This window comes from Halopiger thermotolerans, assembly GCF_054654555.1.
Genome location: NZ_BAAIEU010000002.1, coordinates 113,678 through 127,099, shown reverse-complemented (window position 1 = coordinate 127,099; position 13,422 = coordinate 113,678). Strand labels below are relative to the sequence as shown.

Here is a 13,422-nt window from a genome sequence, read left to right as displayed (position 1 = left end):
ACGCTCAACACATTTTTAGAGATGTCTAATCCTCTGTTTAGGAGTGTAGTATTTAGAGGTGTGACGGCATGAACGACCTGCTGACGGTCCTCCTCGCGTCATTACGAGACGGTTACGTGCAGGTGAGTGCGTTCGTCGCGATAACGGTGCTCGCGTTCGGCCTGATCCAGTATCGGACCGACGGCGCACTACTGGCGGCGATCGAGGACAACGAGCGGCTGCAGGTGCTGTTCGGCGGCCTGCTCGGGCTGACCCCCGGCTGCGGCGGTGCGATCATCGTCATGCCGCTGTACGTCCGCGGGACGGTGAGCTTCGGGACCGTCGTCGCGACGCTCGGGGCGACCGCGGGCGACTCCGCGTTCGTCATCCTCGCGCTCGCGCCCGAGGCCGCGCTGTACGCCTACGGCATCGCCTTCGCGGCCTCGGTCGCGACCGGCTACCTCGTCGACTCGGTCGGGCTGGGCGTCTCGCGGGTCGACGCCGCCGTGGCTCGACTCTCCCCCAACGCGACGCCCGACGGCGGCACCGTCGTCAACGGCGGCGTCGGACCGAACCCCGCCCACGACTACTGTGGGCCGGCGCCGACCCACGCCCACGAAACCGGCCCGGATCGACACTCTCGAGTGCTGACGCCGCTCTCCCACCTCGCGCACGTCCTGTGGTGGGTCGCCGCCCTCGCGGGGCTGGTGCTCGGAAGTCTCTACCTGCTCCGGGGCGGCCCCGAAGTTCCGCTGACGACCGGCCTCGGCTTCGACGGCCTGTTCACCGTCGTCGGGATCGCCGGCGCCGTCCTGTCGCTGTACCTCTACGCCGTCGGCCGCCACTACGTCGGGGAGGGCGAGATCGCACGGGCTCGAGACTCCTTCAAGTCGGTCTACGACACGCTCACCCACGCGGCGATGGAGACGAGTTTCGTCACCGTCTGGGTGCTCGTGGCCTTCCTCGTCTACGAGTACGCCGTCCTCCTTACCGGGCTGAACGTCGCCACGCTGGCCTCGACGGCCGGCGTGCTCGCGCCGATCGGCGCCGCGGTCGTCGGCCTCATTCCGGGCTGTGGCCCGCAGATCCTGCTGGCGAGCGTCTACGCCGAGGGCGGGCTGCCCTTCTCCGCGCTGACCGCCAATGCGATCTGCCAGGACGGCGACGCGCTGTTCCCGCTGCTGGCCGTCGACGCCAAGGCGGCCGTCGTCGCCACGGTCTACAACTTCCTGCCCGCGGTCGTCGTCGGCGTCGCGTTGCACCTGCTGTGGGCGCCCGTCTTCGGGATGCAGGAGTTCGGCTTCGGCGTGCTCTAAAGCGGCTGCCGTTCGCTCTTGGAAAATCAGTCGACTCGAGAACCTTAGCCGCTCTCGTCGGCCGTAATCTCGATCGTCCCCTCGGCCGTCTGGTCCTCGTTGAGCGTCACCTCGACCGCGAACTTGCCCGGCGCCGACGGATTATCGACCGCCGGGTACTCGACGACGACCACGTCGCCGTCCTCGAGCACGTACTCTGCGTCGAGTTCGACGGTGAACGAGTAGTCGTTGTTGTTGACGCCGCTGATGTGGGTCTCGTTGAACTCGCGGTCAATCGACCCGTCGCCGTTCGTGTCCACGCCGAGTGCGATCTCCTCGTGCTGGGCGCTCCCGACGGTGAAGTGCTCGCGCGGGTACGTCACCGACAGCGACTCCCACTCGCTGCCGGCGACCGATTCGTTCGCCTCGATTCGCACGGTCTGATTGGTGGCCGTCGCGTCGGCCATCCGGTTCTGGGACTCGACGGTCTCGTTGCCGGCGGCCGCGGGCGTTCCGTCGGCGTCGGACGACGGGGCGCCCGTCTCGCCGACGAATCCCGAACAGCCGGCGATCGATACGAGTACCGCGAGCGCAACGACGAGTAGTATTCGGCGCATCTGCCACCCGCTCGTGGCACCGGCGGTGAAAGTCTTCTGATCGCGAACGTGGCTCGAGCCTCAGAACTCCTCGGTCGGCGGCGCGATCCCCTCGTCCTCGTCGCCGCCCTCGAGGTCGAACTCCTCGCGCACCTCGCGGATCCGATCCCGGATGTCGGCGGCCAACTCGAACTCGAGGTTGTTCGCGGCCTCCTGCATCTGCTGCTCGAGTTCGTCGACGTAGCGGGCGGCGTCGTCCTCGTCCTCGAGCGACTTGCCGGAGACCTCGGAGGTGTCGGTCTTGCTGCCGGGGAGGTTGGTCTCGCCGATTTCCTTCTCGATGGTGGTGGGTTCAAACCCGTGTTCCTCGTTGTACTCCTGCTGAATCCGGCGGCGGCGGCGGGTCTCATCGATGGCGGCTTCCATCGCCGACGAGGGCTCGTCGGCGTAGAGAACGACCTTGCCGTTGACGTTTCTCGCCGCGCGGCCCATCGTCTGGACCAGGGTCGTCTCGGAGCGCAGGAATCCCTCCTGGTCGGCGTCTAAAATTCCGACGAGAGAGACCTCGGGGATGTCCAGCCCCTCGCGCAGCAGGTTGATCCCCACGAGGACGTCGATCTCCCCCAGCCGCAGCGAGCGGATGATCTCGTGGCGCTCTAAGGTGTCGGTCTCGTCGTGCATGTAGGCGACGTCGACCCCGGCCTCCTCCAAGTACTCCGTGAGGTCCTCGGCCATCCGCTTGGTGAGGGTGGTGACGAGCGTGCGTTCGTCGCGTTCGATGCGCTCGTCGATGCGGTCCATCAGGTCGTCGATCTGGCCGGTGGCGTCCGCGACCTCGATCTCGGGGTCGACGAGGTGGGTCGGCCGAACGATCTGCTCGACGATCTGCTCGCTGTGCTCGCGCTCGTAGTCGCCCGGCGTCGCGGACACGTAGAGGGTCTGGTCGGTCTTCTCCTCGAACTCCTCGAACGTGAGCGGCCGGTTGTCGTACGCGGTGGGGAGTCGGAAGCCGTTCTCGACCAGCGAGTCCTTCCGGGACTTGTCGCCGGCGTACTGGCCGCGTATCTGAGGGAGCGTCTGGTGGGACTCGTCGACGACGGTGAGGAAGTCGTCGGGGAAGTAGTCGAGCAGCGTGTAGGGCGGATCGCCCGACTCGCGGTCCGAGAGGTACACGGAATAATTCTCGATCCCCGAGCAGTAGCCCGTCTCCTGCATCATCTCGAGATCGAAAGTGGTCCGCTCCTCGATGCGCTGGGCGGCGATCATGTCGCCCTGGCGCTCGAAGTAGGAGATGCGCTTGTCGAGGTCCTCGCGGATCTCCTCCATGGCCCGCTCGAGTTTCGTCTCGGGAATCGAGTAGTGCTCCGCGGGGTGGACGAGCACGGCCTGCTGGTCGCCCTTGGTCTCGCCCTCGAGGGGGTCGACCTTGACCATGCGGTCGATCTCGTCGCCCCACAATTCTACACGGACGGCGTAGCGGCCGTACATCGGGTAGATCTCGACGGTGTCGCCCCGCACGCGGAAGGTGCCCTGGGTGAAGTCGACGTCGTTGCGCTCGTAGTTCAGGTCCACGAGTTGCTTCAGGAGTTCGTCGCGGCCGATCTCCTCGCCGACCTCGAGGCGCAGGGACATGTCGACGTAGTTGCGCGGGTCGCCCAGCCCGTAGATGGCGGAGACGGAGGCGACGACGATGACGTCCTCGCGCGTCAGGAGGGAGCGCGTCGCCGAGTGGCGCAGGCGGTCGATCTCGTCGTTGATCGACGCGTCCTTGTCGATGTAGGTGTCGGTCTGCTCGACGTAGGCCTCGGGCTGGTAGTAGTCGTAGTAGGAGACGAAGTACTCGACGGCGTTCTCGGGGAACAGGTTCCGGAACTCCTCGTACAACTGCGCCGCGAGCGTCTTGTTGTGGGCGATGACGAGGGTCGGCTTCTGAATCTCCTCGATGACCCACGAGACGGTGTTCGTCTTCCCGGAGCCGGTGACGCCCAGCAGGGTCTGCTTGTCCATCCCCTGCCGAAAGCCGTCCGCGAGTTGTTCGATCGCTTCGGGCTGGTCGCCCGCGGGTTCGAACGGCGCGTCGACCTCGAACGGCCGGTCGACGTCGGGACGGTCCGGCTGGAGGGGCCCTCGAGAATCGGAGTCGCTCATTATCGGGAACAGGGATTCGAAGTACTTTACGCGCTCGCATGCGGCGAGTGCGGCCGCACCGGTCGCTGCCGGTTCTCGCGCTGCGCCGAAAATAGCTAGATGGATCGAGTCGCTCCGGCCGCGTCAGTCGTCGCTCGCGCTCATCGCGCCGTCGACCGAGATTTCGGCCTCGAGACCGCGATCCGCGGTGTCGGCGGGCGGCTCGAGGTAGCCGATCGCGCTCGCGGTGTAGGCGGTGCCGGCCTCGACCGTCGCGTCGAACTCGGCGACGACGGTTTCCGGGTCGCCGGCCGGCCGGATCGACAGCGCGTAGCTGCCGGCCGGCACGGCGAGGTAGTTCGTCGACTCGCCGAACGAGAGGCCCGTGAACAGCGGCTCGCCGTCGGCGTAGACGTCGACCGCGGGCGCGTCCGGCGAGGCGTGGAACGCCCGCACCAGCGCCGAGCCGGCGTCCGTGAGGACCTCGGGACGGAACGTGCCCGCGCCGAGTTCGCCGATCGCCGCCACGGTGTAAAAGCCCGAGCCGACGGTGATCTCGCCCTCGAACGCTTTCGTCTCCGGATCGCCGGCGGGCGTGATCGTCACCGTGTAGGTGCCCGGCTCGACCTCGAGGTACGGCGAGACTTCGCCGTATGGGACGTCCTCGAGGACGCGGGTCCAGTCGACGTAGACGTCGACGTTCGGTGCGTCCGGCGCGAAGTGCGCGACGCGGACTGCGGCAGCGGGGACGTCGGTCGCCGGCTCGTCACCGTCGGCCTTTCCGCTTTTCTTGTGTTTCGATCGTTCGTCCGATTCGTGTTCGCCCGTCGCGAAGACGGTTCCGCTGGCTGCGGTCAATCCTCCGGCGACGCCCAGCGATTTCAGGGCCGTCCGTCGTGATACTGGCATGGTGCGACCGAGTCGGAGGACCGGGAGCGAAAAACTGTGCGTGTTAGTATCGATGGTTGTCCCGCCGTTTCCCGTCGTCGCTGGCGGTGTAGCCCGTCGGTGACGAGCGAAGGGCGGCCGTAACGCAGGGCGATCGACGGACCGGCCTCGGCCCCTCGAGTGCCGAGCGGCGGCTTGCGGTCGCTCCGTCCCGTAGTCGCCCCGTATTCGACCGTCCGATCGCCCTTCTCGCGGCGGCTATCCGAACGTGGCGATTGCTCGCTCAATGGTTATGGGCCGCCTCGTGGTGGAATCGTCTATGACGGACCAACTGCAGCAGGCCCGCGACGACCTCGAGGAGGCGGCCAAATCGGCCGACGACGACGAGGTGCGCGGCGACATCCGCGAGACGACCGACGCGTTCGCCGACTACGTGATGAGCGACACCGAGCCGGATCACGCGATCCTCGACGAGCGGCTCAACACGCTCCGGCAGGTCCGCGAGCGGGCGGACGGCAACACCGAGGCCAAGGTCGAGTCGGCCATCGAAACGATCGAGGACTACCGCGAACAGGTCGATCAGGCGTAGCCGTCACCGCCGCTCCTTCGGAGCGAGCCGGATCCGAACCGTACGCGACGAGCGAGCAGTGCTCAGTACTCGCCCGGCGTCCGCTCGTTGACGTCGACGTCCGCGTCCGTCTCCGCGAGCAGTTCGCCGAAGCCGTAGCGTTCGAACTGGTCGACGACGGCCGCGCGCTCGCTCTCGTCGACCGCCTCGAGGATCGTTCCGAGGACGGTCGTCGCCGCTTCTTCGCCGTGCAGTTTCGTGGTGTCCATGCGCTGGTCGATCCGGGAGACGAACTCCTCCTCGGAGAAGCGCCGGCCCGACTCGCCCTGCGTGAGGTGCTGGCTCAGCTCGCCGGGCAGTTGCGCGGCCAGATCCCGCGCTTCGTCCTCGCTCAGCCGCTCGCCGAGCGTCCGGAGGACCGCCCGCGTCGCATCGTCGGCCGCCTCCTCGTCCGCGTCGGCCGCGGCGCGGTCGCCGACCCTCTCGAGTAGTGCTGTTCGGTCCATATCCGTCGAAGGGCAACTCCGCTCCTCACGGTTCGGGCGGCAACTGCCGGGTGCCGGACGCCGGCGGGAGCGTCGGCTACCTCCTGGCGCCCGGCCCCGTCTCCGGAATCGCCGCGCCGAAATCGAGCTCCTCGAGCCGTTCGCGCAGTCCCTCGGCCTCCTCGTCGCTGATGTGCTCGAGCGTCGTTCCGACGACCGCCCGCGCGAGCGCCTCCGGCTCGCCGGTCTCGGCGCGGTCGGCGCGGTCGCCGATGCGCTCGAGGAATTCGTCGTAGTCGAATCGCCGTTCGGAGGCGCCCTCGGCGAGGTGATCGCCGATCTCGTCGGGGAGTTCGCCGTCGATGCGCTGCAGGCGCGTCTCGTCTAACCGTTCGCCCAGCGTCGACAGCACCGCCTGCGTGGCGTCGCGCGCGTCGGCTTCGTCGGCGAGGTTGGCCTCGTACTGGACGGAGCCGTAGAAGTCGTGACGTTCCATACGGCCGGCTTGGACGGAGTCGCCCGTTGCGGTTGGGCCGGCGACTGCCGGCACGTCGCGGCCGCGGCGGACGCCGATACGGCGGAACCGATCAGACGGCGAATCGGTTACTCGAGGCGATCCAGCACCGCCTCCTTCTCGTAGGACAGCGATAGCGAACGCGACCGGCCGCGGCCGTCGACGTCCGTGTACTCGGCGTCGATCAGGCCCAGTTGATCGAGTTTGTTGACGATCTCCGAGTAGCGCGTGTAGCCGAGGTCGGTCCGCTCGTGGAAGGCGTCGTAGATGTCGCCGGCCTGCTCGCCGTCGTGGTGGGCGATCACCTCGAGCAGTGCCTGCTCGGTGTCGGTCAGCCCCGAGAGGCTGCGCGCGAGGTTGATGTACTTGGACTTCTCGTAGGCCTCCTCGACGTCCTGGCGCTCGACGGTGCGACTCGCGCGCATCTCGGCGTTCAGTCCCGCCCGCCGCAGGAGGTCGATCCCGACGCGCAGGTCGCCGCTGTCGGCCGTGAGTTCGGCGACGTACTCGAGGGTCGACCGGTCGATGACGCCGTCGTGGAAGCCGCGTCTCACCCGCTCCTCGAGGATGTCGACGATCTCGGGCTGGTCGTAGACCGGGAAGTAGACGTCCTCGGGGCGGAAGACGCTCTGGACGCGCGAGTCGAGTTCGTCGATCACGTCCAGGGCGGGATCGGAGGAGACGACGACCACGCCGATCTTCGCGCCGGGGAACTCCTCGTGGGCGCGCAACAGCGAGTACAGCGTGTCCGAGGCCTCGTTCTCGTAGAACAGGTAGTTGACGTCGTCTAAGGCGACGACCAGGACCTTGTCGTCCTCGACGAGCTTCTCGGCGATCTGGCCGAACAGCTTCTTGAACGAGATCCCCGAGGAGGGGGGCTCGTAGTCGAACGTCCCCTCAAAGAGCCGCGAGAACACGGAGTAGCGGGTCGCGTTGACCTGACAGTTGACGCGGATCGTACGGACGTCGCTGGTCTGGGCCCCGACCTCGTCGAACAGCTTCTGAATGGCCGTCGTCTTGCCCGTCCCGGGCGGTCCGCGAACCATCACGTTCAGCGGCCGCGACCCGCGCACCGCCGGTCGGAGCGCGTACGTCAGGCTCTCCATCTGGCCCTCGCGGTGCTTGAACGTCTCGGGGACGTAGTCGATTTCGAAGACGTGCTCGTCCCTGAACACGGATTCGTCCCACGACAACATCCCCTCGTCGGGGTCGTCTGCCATCACTTTCACCACGCTGTCGGAGCTACTTAGTTGTTCGCAGCGAATCGCCCGTTTCCGATCGGTAATCGCGCTGTTCCGCACGCAACGCGGTCGTCATGGAGGAAGACTCACGCCAGTTCGACGCGGTCCGTGCCGCGCTCGAGGTCGGCGCGGTCGATCCGACTGTTGTGGACCATCCGAACGTGGGCGCGAACGAGCCGTTCGACCTCGTCGGCGCTGCTCGAGCGGATGCGAAACTGACAGTTCCCCTGGGAGCACTCGAATTGGTAGGGCATACCGTGACAGATGCCGCGTCGAGTCGTAGGTATGCTACTTGCATAGTATAGGGGCTGAACTTCCCCGCCGCTCGTCGAGTCGCCTCGTCGTCCGTCACTCGAATTTCTCGAGCAGCCGATCGTAGAAGCCCGGTTCGGCTCCGTCGGTCCTCGCGCGCCCGCCGTTGGTCGCGACCGCCCCGGAATCGCCGTCGCCGGTCCCGTTCTCGGTCGCCAGCTTCTCGACGATCAGCTCCGGAGTCGACCGCGCGAGGTGGTCCTTGACCGGCGAGCGGTTCACCTCGAGTTCGCCGTCCACGAGTCCGACGGCCTCGATGCCGTCGACGGTGACGTCGAAGTCGGCCATCTCGCGGATCTCGCCGGCGAGGTGGGAGACGAAGACGGCCGTCGCGCCGTTCTCCTCGAGGGCCTCGAGGATGCCGGCGATGATCTTCGCCGAGGCGCCGGGTTCGGTGATGCTCTCGAGTTCGTCGACCAGCACGAGCGAGCCCTCGCCGCCCTGCGCGAGGTCGGCGAACTCCCGCACCGTCGACTCGAAGGCGCCGGCGTCCAGCGTCCCCTGGGTCTTGGCGTGGTAGTGCAGGTCGTCGAAGCGCCGCAGTTCGGCGCCTTCGGCGGGGACGGGCAGGCCCATGTGCGCCAGCACGACGACGCTCGCGACGAGGTCGAGCGTCGAGGTCTTCCCGCCGCTGTTGACCCCCGAGAGCAGAGCGACGCCCGAGACCGCGTAGTCGACGGGGTCGATCGCCTCGAGGGGTTCGTCCAGCAGCGGGGAGCGGCCGCCCTCGATGGCGAAGCCGGTCTGCTCGTCGGACGCCGAGGCGTCCCAGACGAATTCCGGCATCGTACACTCGAAATCGGCCGCGAACCGAGCGATTGCGAGTTCGACGTCCAGCTCGAGGGCCGTCCGGACGAGCCCGCGGGCGCTCTCGCGCTGGTCGGCCAGATCGGCGGCGAGTTCGCGCTTGAGCCGGCCCGCGCGTCGCTCCTTGGCGGCGGTCAGCTCCTCGCGTAAGCGGCTGACGGCGTCCTCGTCGCGCTCGACCGGAAACGTCGGCTCGTCGCCGAAGACCCGGCGCGCGATCTCGGCCTCGCCTGTATCGAGGTCGAGCGCGTCGATCAGGTGCTCGCGGGCGGCCTCGACGGCCGCGGCGTACTCGTCGGCCAACTCCCGGGAGAGCAGCGAGTCGACGCCGGCGCCGCGCTCGACCAGCGACAGGAGATCGGAGCCCTCGATGGTCACGTCCTCCTCGCGGATCGCGTCCCGCAACTGGTCGTTCGCCACGCTCTCGGCCGCGCTCACGGCCGCGTCGAGGTTGTCGACCGCCGTCGTCAGCCGGTCGAGTTCGTCGTCGCCCGCGACGGTGCCGTCGTCGTCGAGCCGCGAGAGGCCGTCCTCGAGCGCCGCGAGGTCGCAGTCGGCTTCGAGATCGGCAGCGCGGTGGACGTCGATCGCGGCCCGCAGTCGGTCTCGATTGCGCGCGAAGAAGGCGAGCGGCCGCTCGGGGACGATCTCGGCCGGGTTCTCGAGGGCGTCGGGGCGGACCTGGACGTCGCCCTCGACGGTGACGCCGGCAAACGATTCGTCCAGGGCGATCACCGTCGAGTAGCCCCGCGCGAGTTCGGCCAGCCCCTGCGCGTCCTCGACGACCTCGACGGAGAGTTCGGGGATCACCTCCTTCGCCTCCGCGTACCGCTCGGCGTCGGTCGTCGCCAGGCAGCGCTCGCGGACCCGCACGTCGCCGGGCTCCCGGAGGGGCTCGACCCCCTCGAGCGCCGCGAGCACGTCGGGGTCGGGCTCGCGCTCGAGGGCCTCGCGAGCGAACTCCCGGACCTCCTCGATCCGGGAGCGACAGGGACTCGGGTAGATCGTCTCGAGGCGCTGGGCGGCGTAGTCGGTGACTGTCCGCTGCTTCAGCAAGCCGAGGACCTCGCGGTAGATCTCTCTGGCGCGATCGGTCGCGAGGAAGCCACCGGGGTCGTCGTGTTCGTGGCGAATCGCGCCGCGCGCGATGCGGGCGGCCCGGCCCTGGCTGATCCCGGGTGCGGTCGCGATCGTCGCGACGTCGCCCGCGCGCAGCGCTCGCTCGGGATCGTCGAGTGCCGACAGCGCCCGCGCGGTCTTTTCGCCCACGCCCGGGATCGACTCGAGGTCCATTGCTTCTCGACGGTCGTATCCAACCGGAGCGAGAAAAAGTTCCCGCCCGGGTTTTACGGCGGCGGCGTGGTATCGTCCCGCATGCCGATCGACGCGCTCGAGTACCACGAGCGGACGAAACACTCGCCGCGGAGCGTCCGCGAGGGCGCGAGCGGCCTGAACTTCGACAACAAGCCGCGGCCGTACAAGGCGTACGTCGACCTGCCGACGCGGTCGCTCGCCGAGCGGATCCGGCCGCCCCAGCAGCCGGCGCTTTCGGCGATCGCGGAGTCGACGCCGGACGGGGACCCGACTCGGGAGCAAAAGCCGACGCTCGAGACCGTCACCACTCTCTGTTACTACGCGGCTGGCATCACGAAATCCATCGAACGACGCGGCCGGACGCACCTGTTCCGCGCCGCAGCGACGACCGGCGCGCTGTACCATATCGATCTGTACGTGATCTGCGGCGATCTCGAAGGTCGCGAAGACGATCCGGCACGAGCGGAATCCGGCCTCGAGGCGGGCGTCTATCACTTCGACCCGCGAACCCTGTCGCTGGACGTTCTCCGCGAGGGCGACCACCGCGGCGTCCTCGCCACGGCGGCCGGGGACGACGCCGTCGCCGACGCGCCGCTGTCGATCGTGACGACCTCGACGTGGTGGCGCAACGCCTGGAAGTACGCGGATCGCACCTTCCGCCACGCCTTCTGGGATTCGGGGACGACGCTGGCGAACCTGCTGGCGGTCGCCCACGCGCTGGACTACTGTGCCGAGGTCATGACCGGGTTCGCAGATCGGCCCGTCGCCGACCTACTCGGCGTCGATCCCGAACGCGAGGCGCCGCTCGAGATCGTTCCGATCGGCTCCAGTTCCAGGACCGGCGATCCGCCCGGCGAGCCACCCGCCGACGAGCCGCCCACCGTCGACCCGATCGATCCCGAGACGGAACCCCTCTCGCCGAACGAGAAGCGGTTCCCGCTGATCCACGAGGCGTGGCAAGCCGGGACGCTTGAGGACGGTGCCGACGCCCAGCGGTGGCGCACCGACCGCCCAGGCGGCCCCATCGGCCGCCGCGACCCCGGTGACGGCGAGCGGGTTCTGCTCGAGCCCGTCGATTCGGAGACGGCCTCGAGTCGGCCGCTCCACCGGACGATCCAGCGACGGGGCTCCTGTCGGGAGTACGACCGCGATCCGATCAGTTTTCGCAAGTTGTCGACCGTCCTCGATCGGGCCGTGCGGGGCGTGCCGATGGACGTTCGCCGTCGGGACGACGGAGGGAAGGGACCCGAGAGCGGCGCTGAGCCGCTGTCGTTCGTCGACCCCTACCTGCTCGTCACCGGCGTCGACGGCCTCGAGCCCGGAACCTACCACTACCACCCGGCCGCGGGCGAACTCGAGCGGCTCCGAAGCGGCGAGTTTCGGCGGGAGGCGAGCCACCTCGCCCTGGATCAGCGGCTGGGCGGCGACGCCGCGGTCTGTCTGTACTTCATGAGCGATCTCGCCGAGATCGTCGACGCGCTGGGCGATCGCGGCTATCGGGTCGCCCAACTCGAGGCCGCCCTGACCGCGGGCCGACTGTATCTGGCGACGTACGCGCACCGCGATCTGGGCGGGACCGGACTCACGTTCTACGACGACGTCGTCACGGACTTCTTCGCGCCGCGGGCCGCCGGACAGACGCCGATGTTCCTGTACACGATGGGACGGCCGGCCTGACGGCACACGGTCGGCGGGAACGCTCCGCCAACTGACGCGGAATCGTACTTTTATACGTGTCGGCGTCCCCCTGTCGAATATGCAACCGACGCGCGGGGCCGCCCGCACGGACTCGAGACGACGAGGTCGACCGACAGTTGTCCCGACCGCGACCGACGATCCGCAGGGGCGAACGCATGGGGTATGAACGACTCGACCTCGCGGTCGATCGGTTCGAACTGCTGCGGACGTACGCCTACGGGCTCTGCATGGGGACGGCGGACGCCCTCCCGGGCGTCTCCGGCGGCACCGTCGCGCTCCTGCTCGGCTTCTACGGGCGGCTGATCGCGGCCGTCACGGCGTTTACACCCGGCCGGATCGTGACGGTGCTCCGGGGATACCGTTCCGATCGGCGGACGAAGGCGCGCGAGGCGCTGCTCGAGCTCGACCTGCAGTTTCTGGTTCCGCTCGGCGTCGGAATGGTCACTGCCGTCGTCCTCATCGCCGATATCGTCTCGTCGCTCGCATCGTCGCACCCGCTCCCGATGTTCGGCTTCTTCACCGGGCTGATCGCCGCCTCGGCGGTCACGCTCGGCCGCAGCCTCGAGTTTGCGTCCCGATCCCACGTCGTAGCGGCGATCGTCGGCGCCGGACTCGCGCTGCTGGTCGCCGCCGACCTGGTGAGCCTCCCCGGCAGCGGCCCGATCGTCATCGTCACCGCCGGCGCGCTCGCCGTCAGCGCGATGATCCTGCCCGGCGTCTCCGGCTCGCTGATCCTGATCCTGCTCGGTCAGTACGTCTTCCTCTCCTCGGAACTGAGCGCGTTCGTCCGCGCGATCGGCGACGTCGTTCTCGAGGGCGGGTCGACGGCGGCCGTCGTCGATCCGGGAACGACGGTGATCCTGTTCGTCGTCGGCGGCGTCGTCGGCCTCGTCACCGTCGCCCGCGTCGTCCGGGCCGCGCTGGATTGGCGTCGGAACCTGACGCTCGTCTTTCTGGTGAGTCTCATCGCCGGGTCGACGCCCGCGCCGCTGCACAACATCGGCGAGGTACACGCGTGGACCGCCGAGACGATCGGGCTGACGGTCGCGTGGGCCGCGGTCGGCGCAATCGCCCTGTTCGCGCTCGAGTACCTCGTCGGCGGGTTCGATCCGGAGTGAGTCGGGAGGATCGACGCTGCAACGAGAGGTGGCCGCCGAACCGTCTCCGCAACGGTTCAATCGCCGAAATCGGCGTCCTCGAAGTTATCGTTCGCCAGTTCGTCGATCATGTCCTCGATTTCGTCCCGTTTGTCGTCGTCTAGATCGTCGATCGCGCCGACGCCGTGCCCGCCGCTTTTGGCCGTCTGCAGGGCGTTCTTGTTCAGGTTGCCGTCCGGATCGACCACGGGGAGTTTGAGGTCCGTGAAGTTCTCCGGAGGAAAGCCCGACGCCGAGAGGATGAAGTGATCCGCGACCTCGCCCAGGTCGTCCGTATCGAAATCCTCGAGTTGCGGCTCGTCCCACTCGTCGGTCGTCGTGCCCGAAAACTCGGGTTCGTGCATCTCGTAGTCAGACATACCTGACCGTTCACCGACGCGGACGATCGGTCTGCTCCTTGCGTGTTCAACGGTCTCGAGTGCCCGGTAGCCGGCAGGAGCG

General features: G+C 68.2%; 13 protein-coding genes. 4 read left to right on the top strand and 9 right to left on the bottom strand.

What is annotated here, in order from left to right; translation table 11 throughout:
- Positions 1 to 68: 68 nt before the first annotated feature.
- Positions 69 to 1,295 carry a putative manganese transporter gene (locus tag ACYQ26_RS03065; RefSeq protein ID WP_459806924.1) on the top strand — a complete coding sequence of 409 codons (1,227 nt, stop codon included), beginning with the start codon at positions 69 to 71 and terminating at the stop codon, positions 1,293 to 1,295.
- A gap of 44 nt (positions 1,296 to 1,339) precedes the next feature.
- Here ACYQ26_RS03065 and ACYQ26_RS03060 read toward each other — a convergent pair whose 3' ends face one another.
- From ACYQ26_RS03060 to ACYQ26_RS03050, 3 genes are all read right to left on the bottom strand, one after another.
- Positions 1,340 to 1,891 (bottom strand): hypothetical protein, encoded by a 552-nt coding sequence (locus tag ACYQ26_RS03060; RefSeq protein ID WP_459806922.1) that lies wholly within the window; start codon positions 1,889 to 1,891, stop codon positions 1,340 to 1,342.
- A gap of 60 nt (positions 1,892 to 1,951) precedes the next feature.
- Positions 1,952 to 4,018 (bottom strand): excinuclease ABC subunit UvrB, encoded by a 2,067-nt coding sequence (gene uvrB / locus ACYQ26_RS03055; RefSeq protein WP_459806920.1) that lies wholly within the window; start codon positions 4,016 to 4,018, stop codon positions 1,952 to 1,954.
- A 123-nt stretch (positions 4,019 to 4,141) separates the two neighbouring features.
- Positions 4,142 to 4,906 carry a DUF4397 domain-containing protein gene (locus ACYQ26_RS03050; RefSeq protein ID WP_459806918.1) on the bottom strand — a complete coding sequence of 255 codons (765 nt, stop codon included), beginning with the start codon at positions 4,904 to 4,906 and terminating at the stop codon, positions 4,142 to 4,144.
- A 298-nt stretch (positions 4,907 to 5,204) separates the two neighbouring features.
- On the opposite strand from ACYQ26_RS03050, the gene ACYQ26_RS03045 reads away from it, so the two are divergent.
- Entirely contained in the window at positions 5,205 to 5,474 is a 270-nt protein-coding gene (locus ACYQ26_RS03045; RefSeq protein WP_459806916.1) for a DUF7553 family protein, read from the top strand.
- Positions 5,475 to 5,536: 62 nt separating this feature from the next.
- Here the strand turns inward: ACYQ26_RS03045 and ACYQ26_RS03040 are convergent, their stop codons facing one another.
- The 5 genes from ACYQ26_RS03040 to ACYQ26_RS03020 all read right to left on the bottom strand — a co-directional run bounded on the left by ACYQ26_RS03040 (position 5,537) and on the right by ACYQ26_RS03020 (position 10,105).
- Positions 5,537 to 5,959 carry a DUF2267 domain-containing protein gene (locus ACYQ26_RS03040; RefSeq protein ID WP_459806915.1) on the bottom strand — a complete coding sequence of 141 codons (423 nt, stop codon included), beginning with the start codon at positions 5,957 to 5,959 and terminating at the stop codon, positions 5,537 to 5,539.
- Between the two features lie 76 nt (positions 5,960 to 6,035).
- Positions 6,036 to 6,434, bottom strand: a complete 399-nt coding sequence (locus tag ACYQ26_RS03035) for a DUF2267 domain-containing protein (RefSeq protein WP_459806913.1) — start codon at positions 6,432 to 6,434, stop codon at positions 6,036 to 6,038.
- A 107-nt stretch (positions 6,435 to 6,541) separates the two neighbouring features.
- Positions 6,542 to 7,672 (bottom strand): ORC1-type DNA replication protein, encoded by a 1,131-nt coding sequence (locus tag ACYQ26_RS03030; RefSeq protein WP_459806912.1) that lies wholly within the window; start codon positions 7,670 to 7,672, stop codon positions 6,542 to 6,544.
- A gap of 107 nt (positions 7,673 to 7,779) precedes the next feature.
- Positions 7,780 to 7,947: a DUF1059 domain-containing protein gene (locus ACYQ26_RS03025; RefSeq protein WP_459806910.1), complete on the bottom strand. Its 168-nt coding sequence runs from the start codon at positions 7,945 to 7,947 to the stop codon at positions 7,780 to 7,782.
- 94 nt (positions 7,948 to 8,041) lie between these two features.
- Positions 8,042 to 10,105, bottom strand: coding sequence for a MutS-related protein (locus ACYQ26_RS03020; protein ID WP_459806908.1), 2,064 nt, complete (start codon positions 10,103 to 10,105; stop codon positions 8,042 to 8,044).
- 81 nt (positions 10,106 to 10,186) lie between these two features.
- Between ACYQ26_RS03020 and ACYQ26_RS03015 the strand changes: the two genes are divergently transcribed.
- Both ACYQ26_RS03015 and ACYQ26_RS03010 read left to right on the top strand, forming a co-directional pair.
- On the top strand, positions 10,187 to 11,803 hold the full coding sequence (locus ACYQ26_RS03015) for a SagB/ThcOx family dehydrogenase (RefSeq protein WP_459806907.1): 1,617 nt from the start codon (positions 10,187 to 10,189) through the stop codon (positions 11,801 to 11,803).
- A 176-nt stretch (positions 11,804 to 11,979) separates the two neighbouring features.
- Positions 11,980 to 12,942, top strand: a complete 963-nt coding sequence (locus tag ACYQ26_RS03010) for a DUF368 domain-containing protein (RefSeq protein ID WP_459806906.1) — start codon at positions 11,980 to 11,982, stop codon at positions 12,940 to 12,942.
- A 56-nt stretch (positions 12,943 to 12,998) separates the two neighbouring features.
- Here ACYQ26_RS03010 and ACYQ26_RS03005 read toward each other — a convergent pair whose 3' ends face one another.
- On the bottom strand, positions 12,999 to 13,340 hold the full coding sequence (locus ACYQ26_RS03005; RefSeq protein WP_459806904.1) for a hypothetical protein: 342 nt from the start codon (positions 13,338 to 13,340) through the stop codon (positions 12,999 to 13,001).
- Positions 13,341 to 13,422: the final 82 nt, after the last annotated feature.

Coding starts and splice junctions, on each gene's coding strand:
- ACYQ26_RS03065 (WP_459806924.1), top strand. CDS start 69: ATGAACGACCTGCTGACGGTCCTCCTCGCGTCATTACGAGACGGTTAC.
- ACYQ26_RS03060 (WP_459806922.1), bottom strand. CDS start 1,891: ATGCGCCGAATACTACTCGTCGTTGCGCTCGCGGTACTCGTATCGATC.
- uvrB (WP_459806920.1), bottom strand. CDS start 4,018: ATGAGCGACTCCGATTCTCGAGGGCCCCTCCAGCCGGACCGTCCCGAC.
- ACYQ26_RS03050 (WP_459806918.1), bottom strand. CDS start 4,906: ATGCCAGTATCACGACGGACGGCCCTGAAATCGCTGGGCGTCGCCGGA.
- ACYQ26_RS03045 (WP_459806916.1), top strand. CDS start 5,205: ATGACGGACCAACTGCAGCAGGCCCGCGACGACCTCGAGGAGGCGGCC.
- ACYQ26_RS03040 (WP_459806915.1), bottom strand. CDS start 5,959: ATGGACCGAACAGCACTACTCGAGAGGGTCGGCGACCGCGCCGCGGCC.
- ACYQ26_RS03035 (WP_459806913.1), bottom strand. CDS start 6,434: ATGGAACGTCACGACTTCTACGGCTCCGTCCAGTACGAGGCCAACCTC.
- ACYQ26_RS03030 (WP_459806912.1), bottom strand. CDS start 7,672: ATGGCAGACGACCCCGACGAGGGGATGTTGTCGTGGGACGAATCCGTG.
- ACYQ26_RS03025 (WP_459806910.1), bottom strand. CDS start 7,947: ATGCCCTACCAATTCGAGTGCTCCCAGGGGAACTGTCAGTTTCGCATC.
- ACYQ26_RS03020 (WP_459806908.1), bottom strand. CDS start 10,105: ATGGACCTCGAGTCGATCCCGGGCGTGGGCGAAAAGACCGCGCGGGCG.
- ACYQ26_RS03015 (WP_459806907.1), top strand. CDS start 10,187: ATGCCGATCGACGCGCTCGAGTACCACGAGCGGACGAAACACTCGCCG.
- ACYQ26_RS03010 (WP_459806906.1), top strand. CDS start 11,980: ATGGGGTATGAACGACTCGACCTCGCGGTCGATCGGTTCGAACTGCTG.
- ACYQ26_RS03005 (WP_459806904.1), bottom strand. CDS start 13,340: ATGTCTGACTACGAGATGCACGAACCCGAGTTTTCGGGCACGACGACC.